The following is a 16,194-nucleotide window of genomic DNA, read 5'->3' on the forward strand; positions in this document are numbered from 1 at the left end:
GGATCTCCTGAAAACGAAACAGGCCGGAAAGTGGGCTGGCATAGCAGTCCTGGTGCTTCTCCCGCTGTTACTGGTACTGCGCCTGCCTGGCCTTGGCAAGGATGTACAGATGGCTCGGGCTGGTCGTGAGCTGCGCGGGGCATTATTGGGCCGCGCCGGTGCGGGCGACCTTCCCCTTGGAGCTGACACGCCGGGGATCTGGACGCTGGCTCGAGGCTACGACATGGAAACACCTGGCTCATCGTCCACTGCAGTCCGTCGCGCCGTGGAAGAGCAACGCCTGCAGCGGGCCGCTGCCCTGCTGAAAAAACTCCCCGCGCCATCGTGGCTCGAGGGGGTAGCTCTGGCATCGGCTGGTCAGTACGAAGAAGCTGAAGTTGCCCTGTCCGCTGTGCTGGCTTCAGATCCCGAGGATCCCTTTGCCTTGCTTGCCTTGGGCAACCTGCTTGACGAAAAGGGTCGCCAGGAGAATGCCCATGCGATCTGGAAGCGCGCGAACCTGGATCAGGCTGTCAGCCAACAACTCCACCGTATCGGCTCCAGCCTGGACAGCTCCGAGGGCGAGGCCATGCTGCTCCTGGCAACCGAGATCGATCCCCGGAACTCCAACGCTTATCACGCCCTTGCAGGTCGTTACTGGCACAGCGACCGCCAGAAGGCCGTCGAACTGTATGAAAAATCGCTGGCCAACGATCTTCTGGCACCCTTTTACCGTTACCTGGCCGAGGGGCGCCTCGCTCTGGACCAAGAACGCTGGCAGGAGGCAACGGGCGCCTTCGAAAACGCTGTCGCGATCAGACCGAAACGGGCCGACGTGCGCCAGCATTTGGCCACCTCCTTGCGAAAGTTGGGGCGTAACCAGGAGGCGATCACGCAGCTAAAGCAGGCGGCACAGCTGGCCGAAACAAATCCCTGGCCGCTGGTTCATCTTGGCGAGATCTATGTTGAGGAAAGGGCGTTTGACGAGGCCATCGCCGCCCTGGCCGCGGCATCGCAGCGTCAAAACGATCTGGCAATCGCCTTTGTCCTCTTGGGGCGGGCATACCGTGCCAATGAGCAGCTAAACCCCTCGGTCGAAGCATGGGAGCGAGCCGTTGAGCTGGCCCCCGAAAATCCAGGCTATCACTTACGCCTTGCGGAAGTCCTGGCTGCAACAGGAGAAACTGAGCGTGCGATTTTGGCCGTTCAAGAGGCCCTGCGACTGAACCCCAACAATGCCCATGCCCTGCGGCTATTGGAAAGCCTGGATGCCGGGACCGGGAAGGCTCCGTGACCGATCAAGGTCCTGGTGGCGTCGACAAAGGCTTAGAGATCCAGGAAAACGCGGACCAAACCAGCCCCGCCAGGAGACTCGTAGCCAGTTCTGCGACCGTATCGGTCTTCAATGGCCTGGGGGTGGTGGCAGGCTTTGCGCTGGATGCCCTGATCGCCGCCTCGTTCGGCGTAGGCACTCAGACCGATGCCTTTTTCGCAGCCTGGCGGCTCCCTTTCCTGATCACCGTGGTCTTCGGCATGGCCGCCAGTGCTACCCTGGTTCCTCTGTTCGCCCGCGGCGTAGCCGGCGGACAGGAGAGTCCTCTCTCGGAAACGTTCAGCCGGATTTTCAACGCGGTTGCCATTCTGGCGGCCCTGCTGAGCGGGCTGGGCATACTGCTGTCCCCCTGGCTTGTGAGCACCCTCTTTGCAGGCCTGCCGGCACCAGGTCAGGCGTTAGCCGCCAGCCTCTCCCAGGTCCTCTTTCTGACCGTTCTGTTCACAGGTCCTGTGGAGGTCCTCCGGTCCTTGCTCTACGGCCATCAGATCTTTGCCCTCCCGACGGCGATCAATTTCGCGCGCAGCACCACTGCCATTGTCGTATTCATGGCGGGAAGCCTTCTTTTTCCATCGCTGACCGAAAGTGACTGGAGCGGTCTGCACCTGCTGGCCTGGGGCTTTCTTGCCGGTGCTGTGGTCCAGCTGCTGGTGGTCACCTGGCAGGCCCGCCGGCACACCTCGTTGCAGTGGCAACCGCTATTCGACCTGCGTCATCCCACGTTGCGCCGAACTGCTCGACTGGCCTCCGCTCCGACGGCGGGAGCGCTGGTGCGCCAAAGCATCACCCTGGCCGAAACTGCCGTGGCTTCCTACCTGCCGCCGGGCAGCGTAACTGTACTCAATTACGCCAGCCGCCTGACCTTTGTGCTCAGTTCGGTGTTTCTCAGCAGTATCACCACCGCAAGCATGCCCGTGCTCAGTCAGGACCTGGCAGCAGGACGCCGGGAAAAGGTCAGACAGACCCTCTTGACTGCCATGCGTCTGGTCACGCTTCTTGCTATCCCCCTGGGAATCGGCCTGGCGGCTCTGGGCGTGCCTGTCATTCGCCTGCTGTTTGAACGGGGACGCTTCGACGAACAGGCAAGCCAGCTGACGGGAACCGTGTTGAGTCTCTATGCGGTGAGTATCCTGTTCCTGGGGTACTTCCGGGTGGTGCAAGCCTATTTCTACGCGGCATTTAAGGCGGGTGTCGTTCTGATTCTGTTCATCGTTCTCGCCGTGACCACCATCTCTCTCGATATCGGGCTGGCCGGCCGGATCGGTGTTCAGGGAATCGCTATCGGCTTTACCGTGGGCACCTTGCTGACCACAATCCTGGGTTTGATGCTACTCTGGCACGAGGTATATCCAGATCGCAGCGCTGACCGTGATCGGCAACGACTGGTTTCCCTGCTTGTGCTCAACGCCAAGGTAGCCATTGCCTCCCTCTTGATGGCATTAGCAGCGCTTGGTGTCCTGCGGGTTCTTCCCGATTCCTCTTGGGCCTTGTTGCCGGCTCTGGCCCTGGGCGGGCTGGTGTTTCTTGCCAGTGCCTGGCTCCTGCAGGTGCAAGAACTTGGACTTGCCTGGGACCTCATTCGACAGCGTGGGGTCCGACCGGAATAACCCGGCAACCACATTCCCTTGACTCCCTGCCTTTCGCTCCTCGGTCTCCCTGCCCTCCGCCCAGGATTCAATTCGAGGTAAGGCGAAATCCGTCCCACAGCGGCCCGCCGGCCAGATCCAGTGTTTTCTTCGCAAAGGTGATGAGGGCCGTGCAGTCGCCTTGACAATAGTACTCCCGAAGCGCGTCTGAAAGCTCGACTGGCAACGACGGATCAACCACACCCAGCGCCCGGGGCAGCCATTTGCCCTGGCCTCGCCATTGCCCATGGATATCGACGATCAGGTCTGCCGACTGTTCGGCCAGCAACTGGGCGATGAAGCGGCCCTCCGTTTCATCCTGGCAACCGATCAGGTCATCAAGCAGATCGGTCAGGCTGTAACGAGCCATGGCGATCCGATCCTCGTCGAGGGGTGGCGGCCCTTGCGCGAGAAGGGCACAGGCATCCTGTTTCAACTGTGTCGCTAGCCCATCCTGATCCACAAGGATTATGCCTTCACACACCATGCGTGAGGTGGCAGGCCTGCGTCGGGCAGCGTCGCTGGCGGCGAAGCGGCGATGAGTCTCCTCCGTGTGGACGAAGACCTCGATAGGCCAGCCAAAGTCTCGAAGGGACTCCCGGAAGGTTTCCTGCTCAGGACCTCGAATCACCATGATATCCAGGTCTGATGTTGCTGTGGCCTCTCCCCGAACCACGCTACCCGCCAGAAAAGCCGCCAGACAGTCGGGAAAGTCCCGCTCAATCAGTGCCCGCGCCGCATCAATCGCCTCCATCACATACTCCTTCTTCGTGTCACTCCGACACTCTGACATTCTGACATCATCACCGCTCCGCCAGGTAGACCATCCATTCCTCCCCGTCATACAGCTCGATACCTCGCCATGCCGGGATGGCCCACGCCTGGCTGAAGCCGGCGTCGTTAAGCTGGCCCAACATCTCCTGGGTTTCGTATCCATTTTCAGAGACAGCAACCACCTGAAGATTTCCAGTCGCCAGATCAATGATATGGAAACGATCGATGGAGGCCCGTTGCTCCGGATCCCAGTGGCGTTCCCCCAGGCAGAAAAAGGCAGACTCGCTCCACAGCCCGGTATCGTCGGTGAACCAGAAATTGCTGTCCTTCTTGTCGATTCGATCGTAGTCGAGCAATTCCACCGCCAGTCTGCCCCCCGCCCGCAACGAACTGCAGGCCATCTCCAACAGACTGGCCACCTCCTCGCGCCGGAAGACAGACAGTTGTCCGTAGATGAAAATCGCGGCATCGTAGCCCTGTCCGGCCTGCTCCGGCAGCGCCCCACGGACATCGGCCCGGATGAAGCTGCAGCGGTCTTCTACGCCCTGCTTCTCGGCCAGTTTTCGCGCGTGGCGAATGCTGGCAGGGCTGAAGTCGATTCCGGTTACCTGAACCCCCCGGCTGGCGAATTCCGTGGCGTAAAGACCGGGGCCACAGGTTATATCAAGAAGCCTGGCTCCCGGCCGTAGATTCAGGTGATCCCAGAGCCAATCAGATTGTTGCAATATCTCGCGGCTGCGTCGCGAGGCAGCACCATGGCTTTGGTCCAGATGCTCGCGCAACATCCGCTCACTGAAGTCCGGATCGTCCCATGGCAGGTTGTCACCATCCCGCCACGGCACCGGCGGCTGAGGACGATCATAGATTTCCCATAACGTTGTTTGCAGCCGCGATTGCGTTTTTTGTTTCAAAACAGCTCCTCCGGGAACCTCTGTGCAAGCAGGTCCGTCTTGAGTATATTACCGCCATTAACAGTTGACAATTGGTAATTTGCTCTTTAGGCCGGTTATCCTGTAAAATCATCGTCGGATTCATGACATTCTTATCAGGCGCTTCTCAGACAAACCGAAACACGAGTGGGTCGTTAGACGTGGGTGGGAAAATCCCCATCTCCGGTTTCGCCTGCCTGCATTTGGGCGCGCTGCCGGCAGTTTTTTTACTGCTGGTCATCTTGTTCTTGTCAGCACCAAACCTGGTGTATGCAGCGCCACCCACACCGCCGGCGGAAAAGTCGCTTGGCACCACAACTGAAACAGTTACACCAATGGCGCAGCCAGAAGAGCAACAACTGCTACGCTATTTTCTTCCGCTGGCAGTCACCAATGCCAGCACCTTCCGCGGCCACGAGATCTTGCCACCACCCGGGGAGCACAGCACCTATATCCTTCAGGAACATGATGACCTGAGTGCGCTGGCCATCGAGTTGGGTCGCGATGTGGATGTCATGGCCTGTGTTTCACCATCCAGTAGTTTTGCGCTCAGCCTGCTGCGACCCGGGCAGGAAATCATCATCCCGGGCCCGGAATACCTGTGTCATACCGTCACAGAATCCGAGAGCCTTGTGCAGATCGCCGAGCGCTATCAAGTCGCAGTTTCCGCCATTCTGGAAACTGCCTGGAATGAACTGGACACTGATGGCATAGCTCCTGAAACAACCCTGACGGTTGGGCGCCGTCTGTTGATTCCCTATGGTGTCAGGTCAGAATCAGATAAACAGGCCGCCGGAAACCGTCGCACCGAAGCCGGGTCAGCGCCAGCGACGACCCCGGACCCGACTGCAACGCCGGCATCCGAGCCCGTGCCGGAACCAACCGTCGAGCCGCCAATTTGGCCTTATGGCGATGGCGACTTCGTCTGGCCGGTCGACGGAATCATCTCCCAGGGTTTTGCTGCCCGGCACAAGGCTATCGACATCGCCGCTCCTGTTGGCAGCCCTGTGCGAGCGGTCGACAACGGCGTTGTTCTCAAGGCTGGCTACTCGAAGATTGGCTACGGTGGGCGGATAATCATCGACCACAACATCGACTACGTCACCCTCTACGCTCACCTGCACCAGTCCTATGTCGAGCAAGGCGATGTAGTGAAAAAGGGCCAGATCATCGGCACCGTGGGTTCCACCGGCAACTCCACCGGACCTCACCTTCACTTTGAGCTGCGAGATTTCGGTTATTTGATCGACCCGGAGCCTCTCCTGGAACCATAGACCGGTCAGGAATAACTACCGACCTTACCTTGTTCACCTCCGTATCCCCCCCACGAAGAACCGCAAACCCGGTCACACCGATCATCGCCTTAAGGAATCGGGATAAAATTACTGTCTCATTTGTCATTGAGCAAGTAAATGAATTCTCATTCCAAATCTGGACAAGCCAGAGGACCGCTGATTTGCGCAGACCTCCTGCGCAGATTTCCGCCGATCTTCTCTGATCTTTTCTGATGTCCGATCTGCATCCGTCAGCGTCATCTGCGGTTCATTCAGGTCTATCGTGCCCTCGATTGTCAGGGCAATACAACCCGCGTGAATACAAACCACAGCAAGCCGATTACAACCGCGGCGGCACAGGCGTAGGAGAGAATGATCAGGAGAAATCCCAGCCCAAGGACAAATCCGCCCATTTTCTGAACGTTTTCGTCGGAATCAAGCGCCGATTCCGCCCGCGGCGGGCTTGCAGACCAGTTCTGTCCATAGTCTTGATTTCCGTCCGGTGCATCCCTGGAACTGTTGGGATTATTCATTGGACATCCCCGAAAACTCCTCAACCGGCTTGAGCCAAAGTGAAACATCAGCCTCTCGGTCGACCGCATCACGACTCCACAGCATGGGATGTTGATCTCCTTCGCGCCACATGTCGATGAGGTCGGCATAGTGGGCGCTTCCTGGTTGCCCTGACTGCCCGGTGCATAGAACAGCCGTCGAGCGGTCCCAATCACCGACATCCAACACCTGGCGATAGTTGGCCGTAGCGTTCACCAGCCCAAAGGGCAATTGCATGTCGGACCCGGTCATCCAGACTGTGTGTCCATCGCCCCCGACGGGATACTGGCCGCGGTTGAAAATGGCGCTCAATAGTCGCCGGCGTCCCAGGATGTGAGCGAATTCCACCTGATGAACCTTGCCCCAGGCCCACTTCCGGGGATCCTTTCCGATAAGATCCCGCAATGTTGTCGCTGTCTGTTTTAACGCAAGTTGAAGCAGTTCTTGCCGGTTACGGGTTTGGCCGGTCGCTGCATCGCCGAACCACCAACTTTTCTCCTGGTCCAACAACGCTACGAGACATTGCCCTGCCTTTCCAGCGAAACTGGAAGCCTTGAACACATCGCTGAAAGTCATTCCCTCATAATAGGTTTCGAGGCCCGCCAACTTATCCCCGAACACAAGGCCGGCCAGATGCAAGCGCATCACCTGGTAGGCGGCTGCCCCGAAACTATCCACTTCGACGTGCAGATTCCATGTCTCCAACTCCCGCACGATTCGTTGTTCAAGCTGGGTACTGCCATTGACCATGATCATGAAGGGCACCAGCGCTTCCGCTTGAACGGAATAGACATCCATCTGCATTCGCTGAAAGTCCTGCACCGTGTAGCGCGGCTTCACTTCCAACATCCGTTTGATACGGGTCGCCCGGTAGCCGGGCGACCAATCCTCGCCCAGAAAAAAGGAATAGGCATCGGATGCGGGCTTGTTGTTGGCGGAGAGCAGTTGCCCTTCCGTTGGATTGAGCGCGTGCGGCAATTCCTCGAAGGCTATCCAGCCATCCCAGTCATTATCAGATGCCCAGCCCGGACTGGGCAGAAGCCCGAAGCCCCCTTTTCGTTTGGGAACGCGAGCCACATACTGATAGCCAATGTTGCCTGCCACATCCGCATATAGCACGTTCAGTGACAGGTCCGCGACATGAGCCAGGGCGGCCCTGAACTCGCTCCAATTCCCCGCCTTCTGCAGCAAAAACAGCCCTTTGAACGAGGTGGCCGGCTCATGGCCGGACCAGCGCAACGCCAGCGATGGCAACCTGGCTCGTTGCTCGTCGGGAAGCAGGCCGTCGATCAAGGGGCCGTGGTCGGTGATCAACACCTCCTCCACGTGAGCTTCGTCCTGGTCGCGGATGCCAATCTCCTCCCGCAAAACCTGTGCCCTGCGCCAGCCGTCCGCCGAAAGAAAACGGCTTGGATCCTCAGTATCCCGTCGTTCCACGTACAGGTCCTGGGTGTCTGCCACGCCCGCGGTGATGCCCCAGCCGATCTGCTCGTTGTGCCCAATCAGGATCCCAGGTACGCCAGGAATGCCTGCACCGGAGACTGCCAGCGAGCCATCCTCAGCCACCAGGTGGCTCTGGTACCAGATTGCCGGCATCGAGACATGAAGGTGGGGATCGTTCGCCAACAGCGGACGGCGGGTTGCGGTGCGGTCTGGCGAAAGCACCCAGTTGTTGCTGGCGGCCTGACCGCTGCCGCCAAACCACTGGGCTGCCGAATCGTAGGCCAGCCGAACCCGGCCGGCAGTTTCGGCAACCGCCTGCCCCTCGATCTCGCCATAGGTCGGCAGAATATCGGGGCTTGTCTCAGGGTAAAGAGCCTCCAATTCAGCGGCGCGCCCGGGACCCAACAGGTCGAGAAGCTGCAACCGCAGAATCTCTCCTTGCCAGTTGTGGCTGAGCGCCCAGCCCAACACCTTCACGATTCCGATGGTATCGAGGGGAGTCCAGGGTCCAGGTTTATGGCCCAGGATGGAAAACTCGGCAGGTAACCGCAGCCGGTTTTGTTCGATAAATGCATTGACGCCCGCAGCGTAGGCTGTCAGGTTTGCCAACTCCGCTTCGCCCAGCATTGCCAGGTCCAGTGCAGCGCTGCGTTCCAGCCCTACAATGCGACACCAGCGATCGGCTGCCAACGTAGCGGATCCAAACACCTCGGACAAGGTTCCTCTGCTCAACCTGCGCGCATATTCCATCTGGAAGAACCTGTCCTGGGCATGGACATAACCCTGGGCCTGGTAGGCATCTTGCTCGTTTTGGGCATAGATATGGGGAATCCCCCACCGGTCCCGTACCACCTCGACAGCCTGCCGAAGCCCCGCGACCGTCTGTTCTCCCTCGGTGCGTGCAAGGGGACGAAGAAAGATGTACCAGATCATGCCGAGGAAAAGCAGCAGCCCCACTGTCACGATGATCAGGGCCACCAGAGCGATGGAATAACCGGGAGTCATCGGGCAGGCCTCAGATCAATCGACGCGCAGTTTGTCGGCCAGCGCAGACAAAGCCGTGCACTGCAAAGCGAATTCCCGCGATTCGTTGTAAAGCCTGTCGATATATTGAAAAAGATCGGGGTCAATGAAAATCTGTAGCTGCGAGACACCCTGCTCGTCCCAGTAATACGCCAGGTTTTTTGCCAGCGCTTCAGCCTGTTTCGCCAGATCGTCAAGCTGGTCAGCGACATCACCGCGCATATGCAGTCTCCCTTTCGTTGGACCAATGGAAAGTTCTCCCTGATTATAGGATTCCACGGTAAAAAGGGCAAACTCCAGTTATATCCCTACAACCCCACATACCTGGCATACACGGTCCTCGCTACCCGTTCGTCGTCGGTACCCTTGACGATCGCGCGGGCATCGGGAAACAGGGTGACCTCCAGCCCGTCCAGAGTTGCATGCAGCAAGTAGGGATTGACGCTTAGCTTTTCGATACCGGCGGCCCGCAGCCGTCGTGCCACACCCTCCAGATCAAGGCCCGAATTGCCTGTGATGCTGATCTGCACAGCGTTGCGCCCGCAAAGGGTGACGGTGCGGGATCCATGTTCTGCATCCAGATACTCGAAAGAACCCTCGCCACAGGTGGGGCAATCGGATCGCCTCAAAACGCTGAATTGGTCCAGGCTGTTGTCCAACAGGTCGAAGTTGAGCAGACCATCGTTCAGCTGACCGAAACCTGCCAGCAGTTTCAACGCCTCGCCAGCCGAAATGGAGGCTACCACAGCTACCGACGGCCCCAGTACCCCGGCTGTATCGCAGGTAGGCGCTGCACCGGGCGGCGGCATATCAACCATTAAACAGCGCAGGCAGGCCGTTTCGCCGGGACGAATCGTCATGCTCATGCCATAGGCAGCGATGACACCGGTGTAGATCCAGGGGATCCCAGCTTTGACGCAGGCATCATTGATCAAAAAACGGGTCTCAAAGTTGTCACAACCGTCCATCACCAACGTCGCGTCCGACAGCAGGCTCACCACGTTGTCGGGATTCACATCCGCCACAATTCCTTCGATTTCGATATCGGAGTTGACGGCGGCCAACTTCCGCCGGGCCGCCTCCGCCTTGGGCAACCGCATGGCAATGTCCTGCTCGTCAAAGAGCAATTGCCGCTGAAGATTGTTCAGTTCGATGAAATCGCGGTCAATGATGCGCAATCGCCCGATGCCTGAGCGGACAAGATGATTGGCGATGACCGTGCCAGTGGCGCCGCAGCCAAGCAATACCACAGTCGACTCCAGTAGCTTTCGTTGTCCCGTTTCTCCCAATTCGGGAAAGATCGTCTGGCGAACATATCGGGAGAGATCCTGTGAGCTCATGCAAGTATCCTGACTACACCTTCTTCAACGCCTGGGCCAGATCAGCAATCAGATCCTCTGCATCTTCGATGCCACAAGCCAATCGCACCAGCTCTGGCCGAATGCCGATTTCCTCCAATTGCTCTGGGTCGACGTCGAAATAACTGATCAATCGCACCTGATTGACCAGACTCTCCACCCCGCCGAGGCTCGGCGAAATGTAGGGAATCTGCAGGGCATCGACGAATCGACTGGCGGTCTCCTGATCACCTGCCAGCTCGAAGCTGACCACTCCGCCGAATCCCTCCATCTGGGCAGAAGCAATTGCATGATCCGGATGACTCGCCAGGCCCGGATACCATACACGGCGTACCCTGGCATGATTCTCCAGGAATTGGGCCACGGCCAGGCCATTGTCGTTTTGCCGCTCCACCCGCAGCCCCAGGGTCTTCAGGCCGCGCCCTACCAGAAAAGCGGCTTGAGGATCGGCGATGCTGCCCAGCACTCCTTGCATCTGGCGCAACGGCACCGTCAGACCGCCATTGCCAATTACCACGCCGGCCAACACATCGTTGTGGCCTGCCAGGTATTTCGTGACACTGTGGATCACCAGATCGACTCCCCACGCCAGCGGCCGCAGGTTGAAAGGTGTCGCGAAGGTACTGTCAATCACTGTGCGAATCTTGTGCCTGCGTCCGATCCCGGCAAGGCGCTGCATATCCAGACATCGCATGAAAGGATTGGTGGGCGACTCGGAGAAGATCATGCGCGTCTCAGGGCGAATGGCCGCCTCGACGGCATCCAGATCCCCGGCCGGCACGACGGTGAAGTCGACGCCGAAGCGACTCAGGAACGTATTCGCGAAGTCACGAGTGCGACGATAACAGTCAGCGGTCATGATCAGATGGCTGCCGCTGTTCAGGAATACAAACAGCGTCCCGGTGATTGCCGCCATGCCACTGGGCGAAAGTACAGCATCTTCCCCACCTTCCAGAGCCGCAAGTCGAGCCTCTACCGCACGCACAGTAGGATTGCCGTAGCGGCCATACTCGACCCGCTTTGGCTCATCCCAAAACAGCCGCTCTTCCATATAGGTCACCAGATCGGCGGTGTCTTCAAAGGTGTAGGTCGAGGTCTGGAAAACAGGCACCGTAAGGCTGCTATGAGCCTTACGGCGGACTTCGCCGCTATGGACCGACTGCGTCGAAGGTCCCGGTCTGTTGACACTGTCGTTTCCAACGCACATATTGCAAAACCTCCTGGAACTGGCGCAAGCCATTATCCAGGAGGTTGGGGAAGCTTCGCTTGAGAAAAGACCTCTTCACCCGGGTGAAGAGGTCGATAACCACAACGTCGCGTCCTCTTATCTTCCAGCCGTATCGCTGACGGAATTAGCACCTTGGTCCTCGCCGCAATGGGCGAGTTCCCGGTTGCCGAGGCTTCACAGGGCCGTTCCCTCCACCTCTCTGGATAAGGGCGTAATCAACTTACGCTATTTGGATTGTGGCGCAGTTTTACCACAGGGCCGCAGCCTTGTCAAGCAGTGCCCTACTACCTCTGTGCATGATTCCCACCGAATCCGATACACTTTCCGCGCTATTCCTACTGTTTCTGGTTGAGGAATTCCGCCTGTACTTGCCGGAACTGCTCCGTGAACCGGGCTTGATCAGTCTTTTCGGGAAGCAGCTTTTGGACCGCCACCTGGTCAAGCGACTCGCCCGTAGCCATGAATATCATGATCGCGAAGGCTACAATCGCCTCCACGGTAGTGAATTCGCAGTGTCCATACCGGTCAATAGGAATATTGATGTGGCGGAATGCCGAGCCGGTGGACAGTGTCTTGAGCCGGTAGATGCCCTCGTGATAGTAGGGCACCTGTTGGTCCCTCAGCGTATGCATCGTCACCAACGGCACGCTCAACTGGCCGGAGGTCTGGTAATGAGCGGTGATTTCGGCAATGGCGGCCGGGTCTGCCCCGAAACGCGCCACACCGGCGTTCAATGCCGCGTCATCCAGTGACCCCGTATACTCACGCGTCAGGTTGTGGAAAGGTTGGCCGCCCAGCTTTCCGATAGCATCGTTGGTTGCGAACACGTTGTACCAGAGAGCATCGTGCAGGGATTCGTCCACGGAGTAGGCGAGATCATTGACATCGAATGGTGCCCCTGTAACGCTGAACAATTGCTGCAGCGCCGCCCGGTTGACTGGATCAAAGACCACCGGCTGGATAACGTTCTGGTAGAAGTCATCCCAATTGTCGATAAGCGGTTGGGGGATGTTTACGGGGCTTCCCGGCACGAGTCCAGGAAAGAAGTAATCAAATACTGCGCGAAAATCGCCGAAGTAACTGGTCTGGACGTTGAAATCGCCTACCGGACCACAAGTCGCCAGCCCTCCATCCACCAGGCCGGCGTACTGCTCTGTCACCAGCGTTGTAACCAGGCCTCCTTCGGAAACACCTACCACAAATACCCGATCTGGCGTGCCATACTGTTGAGCGAAGATATCGATCAAATCGACGACATCCTGAACACCAGGTTTGACGGCCAGGCCGTTGGTAGCATAGCTGGTAGTGGCGAATCCGTAGCCCAGGACGTTGGCAATATCGAAAATACAGGTGCCGTCGTCGAGACAGAGCTGGTCTTCGGGAATTTGCAGCGGCTCATTGTAGGCGACGTAACCATGGGCATAGATCACCAGATCGCCGTTCCACCACCAATCGGGAGGCATACAGATGCGATAGATCGCCCCGCTGCTTTGCACACCATCGGGATCACAGCCCACCAGAGCCGCTGGCGCGACTGTCTCTATCGATTGTTCAGGCTTTTCCTGAGCATCCAGGGGCGCCTGGAAAGCCGGCAAAAGCCCGCTCCCGCCGGCAATCAAAATCAGAACCAGGATGATACGAAGTGAACGGGACATGAGTTACTCTCCTTAAGACTGATGACCGCTGACCACCGACCGCCGTCCTCTGGCTGCGGTCCGCGGTTCTCAGGCCAGCAGGCTATCTTCCCTGGCGGGCAGCCACCTGGGCCTGCAGGTCAACCAGTGAGGGCATCGGTCCAAAGATCTGATCGGGGAAATTGCCACCGCCCGACCAGAAAAGCCAGCCGTCGGCGCCGGCATCGTCCGCGGCCTTGCGCTGGATCATCATCTCGGGTACCGAATAGTTATAGCCGGCAGCAGGCCCCGAGCTTCGATAGTTGTTGGGATAACCCTGCAACCAGGGCCGAATCCGCGTGGGCAGCGCCACGGTGTCCCGTACCCGTTCGGTGCTGTCATAGATTACCTGATAGGGACAAAGCACCGGCTCATCGCAACCGGGGAAGGTCCCGGGCCACCAAACCTGAGGGTAGATCATTGGACTCACGTAGTCGAGTCCCGCTGCCATTTCGGCCAGATTCTGACCAATGAAGGGTTCCTGGCCTGTCAAAATAATGCTGCCAAAGACGTCGATCGATGTGAACACGCCGTAGGGCTTCAGCGCATCCATCAACTCGCTGGAAAAGGTGGTAATGGCCTCGACCCGGTTCTCGGTAGTGCTTTCCACCACGTAGTCAAACTGGGTGTGATCGGGATGGCCTGTGAAGCGGAAGTAATCGAACTGGATCTCATCATAGCCCAGTTCGGCCAGTTCCTTGGCCAGATCGATTTCGTATTGGCGCACCTCATCCCGATAGACGTCGACCCAGGCAAGCTTTTCGGCGTCCCGCCACAACACACCAGGGGAGTCCTTCTTGCGGGCGCCCCATTCCGGGCGTCCCTCGGCCAGGGCATTGTCCTTAAAGGTCACAAAGCGGGCAATGGTATAGATGCCCCGCTCCCTGGCTTTCTCCAGGAACTCCTGAGCGCTCATGAGATTCGGGTCGTAGACCCCGATGTCCCGGGCCACCTCGTTCCTGGGTTCCCAGGCGATTTCACCCAGGTCACTTTTCATATCGACCACTACCGTGTTCAGCACGGGTGAATTTGCTACCAGGTCCAGCCGTTCCTCGATCAGCGCCCGGTTATAGAGATAGTGGAAGGGAATGTAAAAGCCCCGTGCCTCGAATGGCTGCAACTCCGCTTCCAGGCAATAGGGAGCGCCGCATTCGCCCTGGTCCAGCGCCTCGGGAAAATAGAGATCGAATCCTGGCGCCTTGACCATCACCTGGGCATCGGGTGGCGCATCTTCGACCAGAAAGCTGCCGTCGGCGTTTGTATCTGCCATGACCGCCGGTTCAGTACCTTGGCATTGCGCGCCCTGGCATTGCGCGCCATCATAAACGTACACCGTGGCACCGATGATCCCTTCGCCCCTCTTGCCGTCGACGGCATGGCCTGCAATCGTATCCCGGTAGAGCTGCACCTGAACTTGGTCCGCCCCGTCATAAGGAATGACCGCTGTCGAAAATCCATCAGCCGTGACGGTGAAAACCTCGCCAGGATCCAGCAGACGCAACAGGGCAACCCCCTGGGCATCGGAAGTGTTCTGGCTACGCGGGCCAATCAACGAAATCCCCGGCAGCCTTTCACCCGATTCCAGATCCTCCACCGTGATCACCGCATGCCTCGGTTTTAAGGCGACCCGAATCTCCTGGTTGTCGTCAAACCTGGACTCAGCATCGGAGAAGCCCTCAGCGCTGACTACCACTTCAAGGGGTGCTTCGGCGCCCCACAAAATGAAGCGGCCATCGTCGTCGGTATCCGCCCCATTGTTGCCGGCAATGACAGTGGCGCCAGCCAGGGGGCTGTCGGTAACCAGGTTGAAGACACGGCCTGCCAGATGCTTCGGCAGCAGCTCCACGACCAGGTCCTGGCCATCCAACAGGTGGCTGGTCTCATCCACAGCCACCCGAACGGGCTCGTAGCCGGCGAGCGACGCCTCCAGCAATAGACCATTGCCGTGCAGCCCTTGGAAGTGGAAACCGCCGGCTTCGTCGGCAATCAGGGTTTTACCGCCGATTGCAAGCTTCGTCTCAGCCAGGGGCTCACCGGTGCGTCCATCGACAGCCTTGCCCGACAACACCGTCGGCTCCAGGGCTACGTCAAGTGGTTCTTCCCCCGCCAGAATGGCCGTCGACTCGACTGCGATCGAGGCTGGCAGGTACCCGGGCAAGATCACCTGCAACAGGTCACTGCCGCTGACATGTGAGACATAGTAGAAACCATCATCCTGGCTTTCGGTGGTGCGGTCACCGAAAAGTACCGAGGCGCCTGGCAAGGTCTGCCCGGTGGCAGCATCGCTGACAGTACCGCGCAAGCCGTCGGGCAGCAACTGAAGGGTCAACATACTCGCATTGGCTGCCAGCTGCCCGGCGTCCACCGCCTGCTGAAATGGAATGAAACCATCGGACTCCGCCTGGAGGATCACATTCTCCCGGGGCACGTTAAGCAACTCGAACTGGCCAGCCTTGTCGCTGGTCGCGGACTGGTCTGCTGCAGTAAGAATCACACCGGGCACCGGTTCATTGCTGGAAGCATCGACGATCTGGCCACCCAACCGGTTAGGTTGCACCGCCGCAACGATGGAGGCAGGCAACAGGGGAATCAAGTTGAACTGGCTCTTCCCTTGCCACGGTTGGTAGCGATCGAGCTCGATACTGGCGTTTACTGGCCGGAAGCGGAAGGTGCGTGTGGAGAAACGTCCTTCGGCATCGGTTCGAATCTCTTTTTTTCCCAGATCGACCGCCACATCGGCCAGGGGTTGCGCTGTCCGGGCGTCGGTGACTTGACCGCCGACCTTGACCGGAATGAGATAGAGAACGAGAAGAACAATGGGAATGGCAATCAGTATAGTGGTCACCGTACGTTGACGGGATTGCACGGTGTTTGCATCTGGCACGAACAGATCCTCCCTGGTCAAAAAATCGATGGTTCCGACGCTTCATCTTTAAGGTCGGAACGGCCCGTATTATAGCACAGCGCCCCACCGGCGGCAATTGTTTTGAAAAAGCAGAAGGG

At 58.6% G+C, this 16,194-nt stretch carries 12 protein-coding genes and 1 riboswitch; of the genes, 3 read left to right on the forward strand and 9 right to left on the reverse strand.

Annotation, left to right across the window (positions count from 1 at the left end; all coding sequences use genetic code 11):
- The first annotated feature begins 109 nt into the window (after nt 1-109).
- Together U9R25_14010 and U9R25_14015 are read left to right on the forward strand one after the other, a co-directional pair.
- Nucleotides 110-1,273 carry a tetratricopeptide repeat protein gene (locus U9R25_14010; protein ID MEA3337021.1) on the forward strand — a complete coding sequence of 388 codons (1,164 nt, stop codon included), beginning with the start codon at nt 110-112 and terminating at the stop codon, nt 1,271-1,273.
- Nucleotides 1,270-2,919 carry a lipid II flippase MurJ gene (locus tag U9R25_14015; protein MEA3337022.1) on the forward strand — a complete coding sequence of 550 codons (1,650 nt, stop codon included), beginning with the start codon at nt 1,270-1,272 and terminating at the stop codon, nt 2,917-2,919. Before U9R25_14010 ends, U9R25_14015 begins: the two co-directional genes overlap by 4 nt.
- Nucleotides 2,920-2,986: 67 nt before the next feature.
- Here U9R25_14015 and U9R25_14020 read toward each other — a convergent pair whose 3' ends face one another.
- Together U9R25_14020 and U9R25_14025 are read right to left on the reverse strand one after the other, a co-directional pair.
- On the reverse strand, nt 2,987-3,691 hold the full coding sequence (locus tag U9R25_14020; GenBank protein ID MEA3337023.1) for a nucleotidyltransferase domain-containing protein: 705 nt from the start codon (nt 3,689-3,691) through the stop codon (nt 2,987-2,989).
- Between the two features lie 49 nt (nt 3,692-3,740).
- Complete coding sequence (locus U9R25_14025; GenBank protein MEA3337024.1) at nt 3,741-4,622, reverse strand: class I SAM-dependent methyltransferase; 882 nt, start codon at nt 4,620-4,622, stop codon at nt 3,741-3,743.
- Nucleotides 4,623-4,801: 179 nt separating this feature from the next.
- Between U9R25_14025 and U9R25_14030 the strand changes: the two genes are divergently transcribed.
- Entirely contained in the window at nt 4,802-5,914 is a 1,113-nt protein-coding gene (locus U9R25_14030; protein ID MEA3337025.1) for a LysM peptidoglycan-binding domain-containing M23 family metallopeptidase, read from the forward strand.
- Nucleotides 5,915-6,210: 296 nt separating this feature from the next.
- On the opposite strand, the gene U9R25_14035 is transcribed toward U9R25_14030, so the two are convergent.
- From U9R25_14035 to U9R25_14065, 7 genes are all read right to left on the reverse strand, one after another.
- Nucleotides 6,211-6,447 (reverse strand): hypothetical protein, encoded by a 237-nt coding sequence (locus tag U9R25_14035; GenBank protein MEA3337026.1) that lies wholly within the window; start codon nt 6,445-6,447, stop codon nt 6,211-6,213.
- Nucleotides 6,440-8,914 carry a penicillin acylase family protein gene (locus tag U9R25_14040; protein ID MEA3337027.1) on the reverse strand — a complete coding sequence of 825 codons (2,475 nt, stop codon included), beginning with the start codon at nt 8,912-8,914 and terminating at the stop codon, nt 6,440-6,442. Before U9R25_14040 ends, U9R25_14035 begins: the two co-directional genes overlap by 8 nt.
- 15 nt (nt 8,915-8,929) lie before the next feature.
- Nucleotides 8,930-9,154: a hypothetical protein gene (locus U9R25_14045; GenBank protein ID MEA3337028.1), complete on the reverse strand. Its 225-nt coding sequence runs from the start codon at nt 9,152-9,154 to the stop codon at nt 8,930-8,932.
- Between the two features lie 86 nt (nt 9,155-9,240).
- Entirely contained in the window at nt 9,241-10,272 is a 1,032-nt protein-coding gene (locus U9R25_14050) for a ThiF family adenylyltransferase (protein MEA3337029.1), read from the reverse strand.
- A 13-nt stretch (nt 10,273-10,285) separates the two neighbouring features.
- Entirely contained in the window at nt 10,286-11,497 is a 1,212-nt protein-coding gene (locus U9R25_14055; GenBank protein ID MEA3337030.1) for an aminotransferase class I/II-fold pyridoxal phosphate-dependent enzyme, read from the reverse strand.
- A gap of 114 nt (nt 11,498-11,611) precedes the next feature.
- Nucleotides 11,612-11,728, reverse strand: a riboswitch (SAM riboswitch).
- Between the two features lie 125 nt (nt 11,729-11,853).
- On the reverse strand, nt 11,854-13,173 hold the full coding sequence (locus tag U9R25_14060; GenBank protein ID MEA3337031.1) for a hypothetical protein: 1,320 nt from the start codon (nt 13,171-13,173) through the stop codon (nt 11,854-11,856).
- An 82-nt stretch (nt 13,174-13,255) separates the two neighbouring features.
- The gene (locus tag U9R25_14065; protein MEA3337032.1) at nt 13,256-16,075 is read right to left on the reverse strand and encodes a putative glycoside hydrolase; all 2,820 of its coding nucleotides are present in this window, start codon (nt 16,073-16,075) and stop codon (nt 13,256-13,258) included.
- Between the last annotated feature and the right edge of the window lie 119 nt (nt 16,076-16,194).

It is taken from the genome of Chloroflexota bacterium, assembly GCA_034717495.1.
Classification (GTDB): Bacteria; Chloroflexota; Anaerolineae; order JAAEKA01; family JAAEKA01; genus JAYELL01.

Excerpts from the sequence above, each read along its gene's own strand:
- U9R25_14010 (MEA3337021.1), top strand. The coding sequence starts at position 110 with ATGGCTCGGGCTGGTCGTGAGCTGCGCGGGGCATTATTGGGCCGCGCC.
- U9R25_14020 (MEA3337023.1), bottom strand. The coding sequence starts at position 3,691 with ATGGAGGCGATTGATGCGGCGCGGGCACTGATTGAGCGGGACTTTCCC.
- U9R25_14035 (MEA3337026.1), bottom strand. The coding sequence starts at position 6,447 with ATGAATAATCCCAACAGTTCCAGGGATGCACCGGACGGAAATCAAGAC.
- U9R25_14040 (MEA3337027.1), bottom strand. The coding sequence starts at position 8,914 with ATGACTCCCGGTTATTCCATCGCTCTGGTGGCCCTGATCATCGTGACA.
- U9R25_14045 (MEA3337028.1), bottom strand. The coding sequence starts at position 9,154 with ATGCGCGGTGATGTCGCTGACCAGCTTGACGATCTGGCGAAACAGGCT.
- U9R25_14050 (MEA3337029.1), bottom strand. The coding sequence starts at position 10,272 with ATGAGCTCACAGGATCTCTCCCGATATGTTCGCCAGACGATCTTTCCC.
- U9R25_14055 (MEA3337030.1), bottom strand. The coding sequence starts at position 11,497 with ATGTGCGTTGGAAACGACAGTGTCAACAGACCGGGACCTTCGACGCAG.
- U9R25_14060 (MEA3337031.1), bottom strand. The coding sequence starts at position 13,173 with ATGTCCCGTTCACTTCGTATCATCCTGGTTCTGATTTTGATTGCCGGC.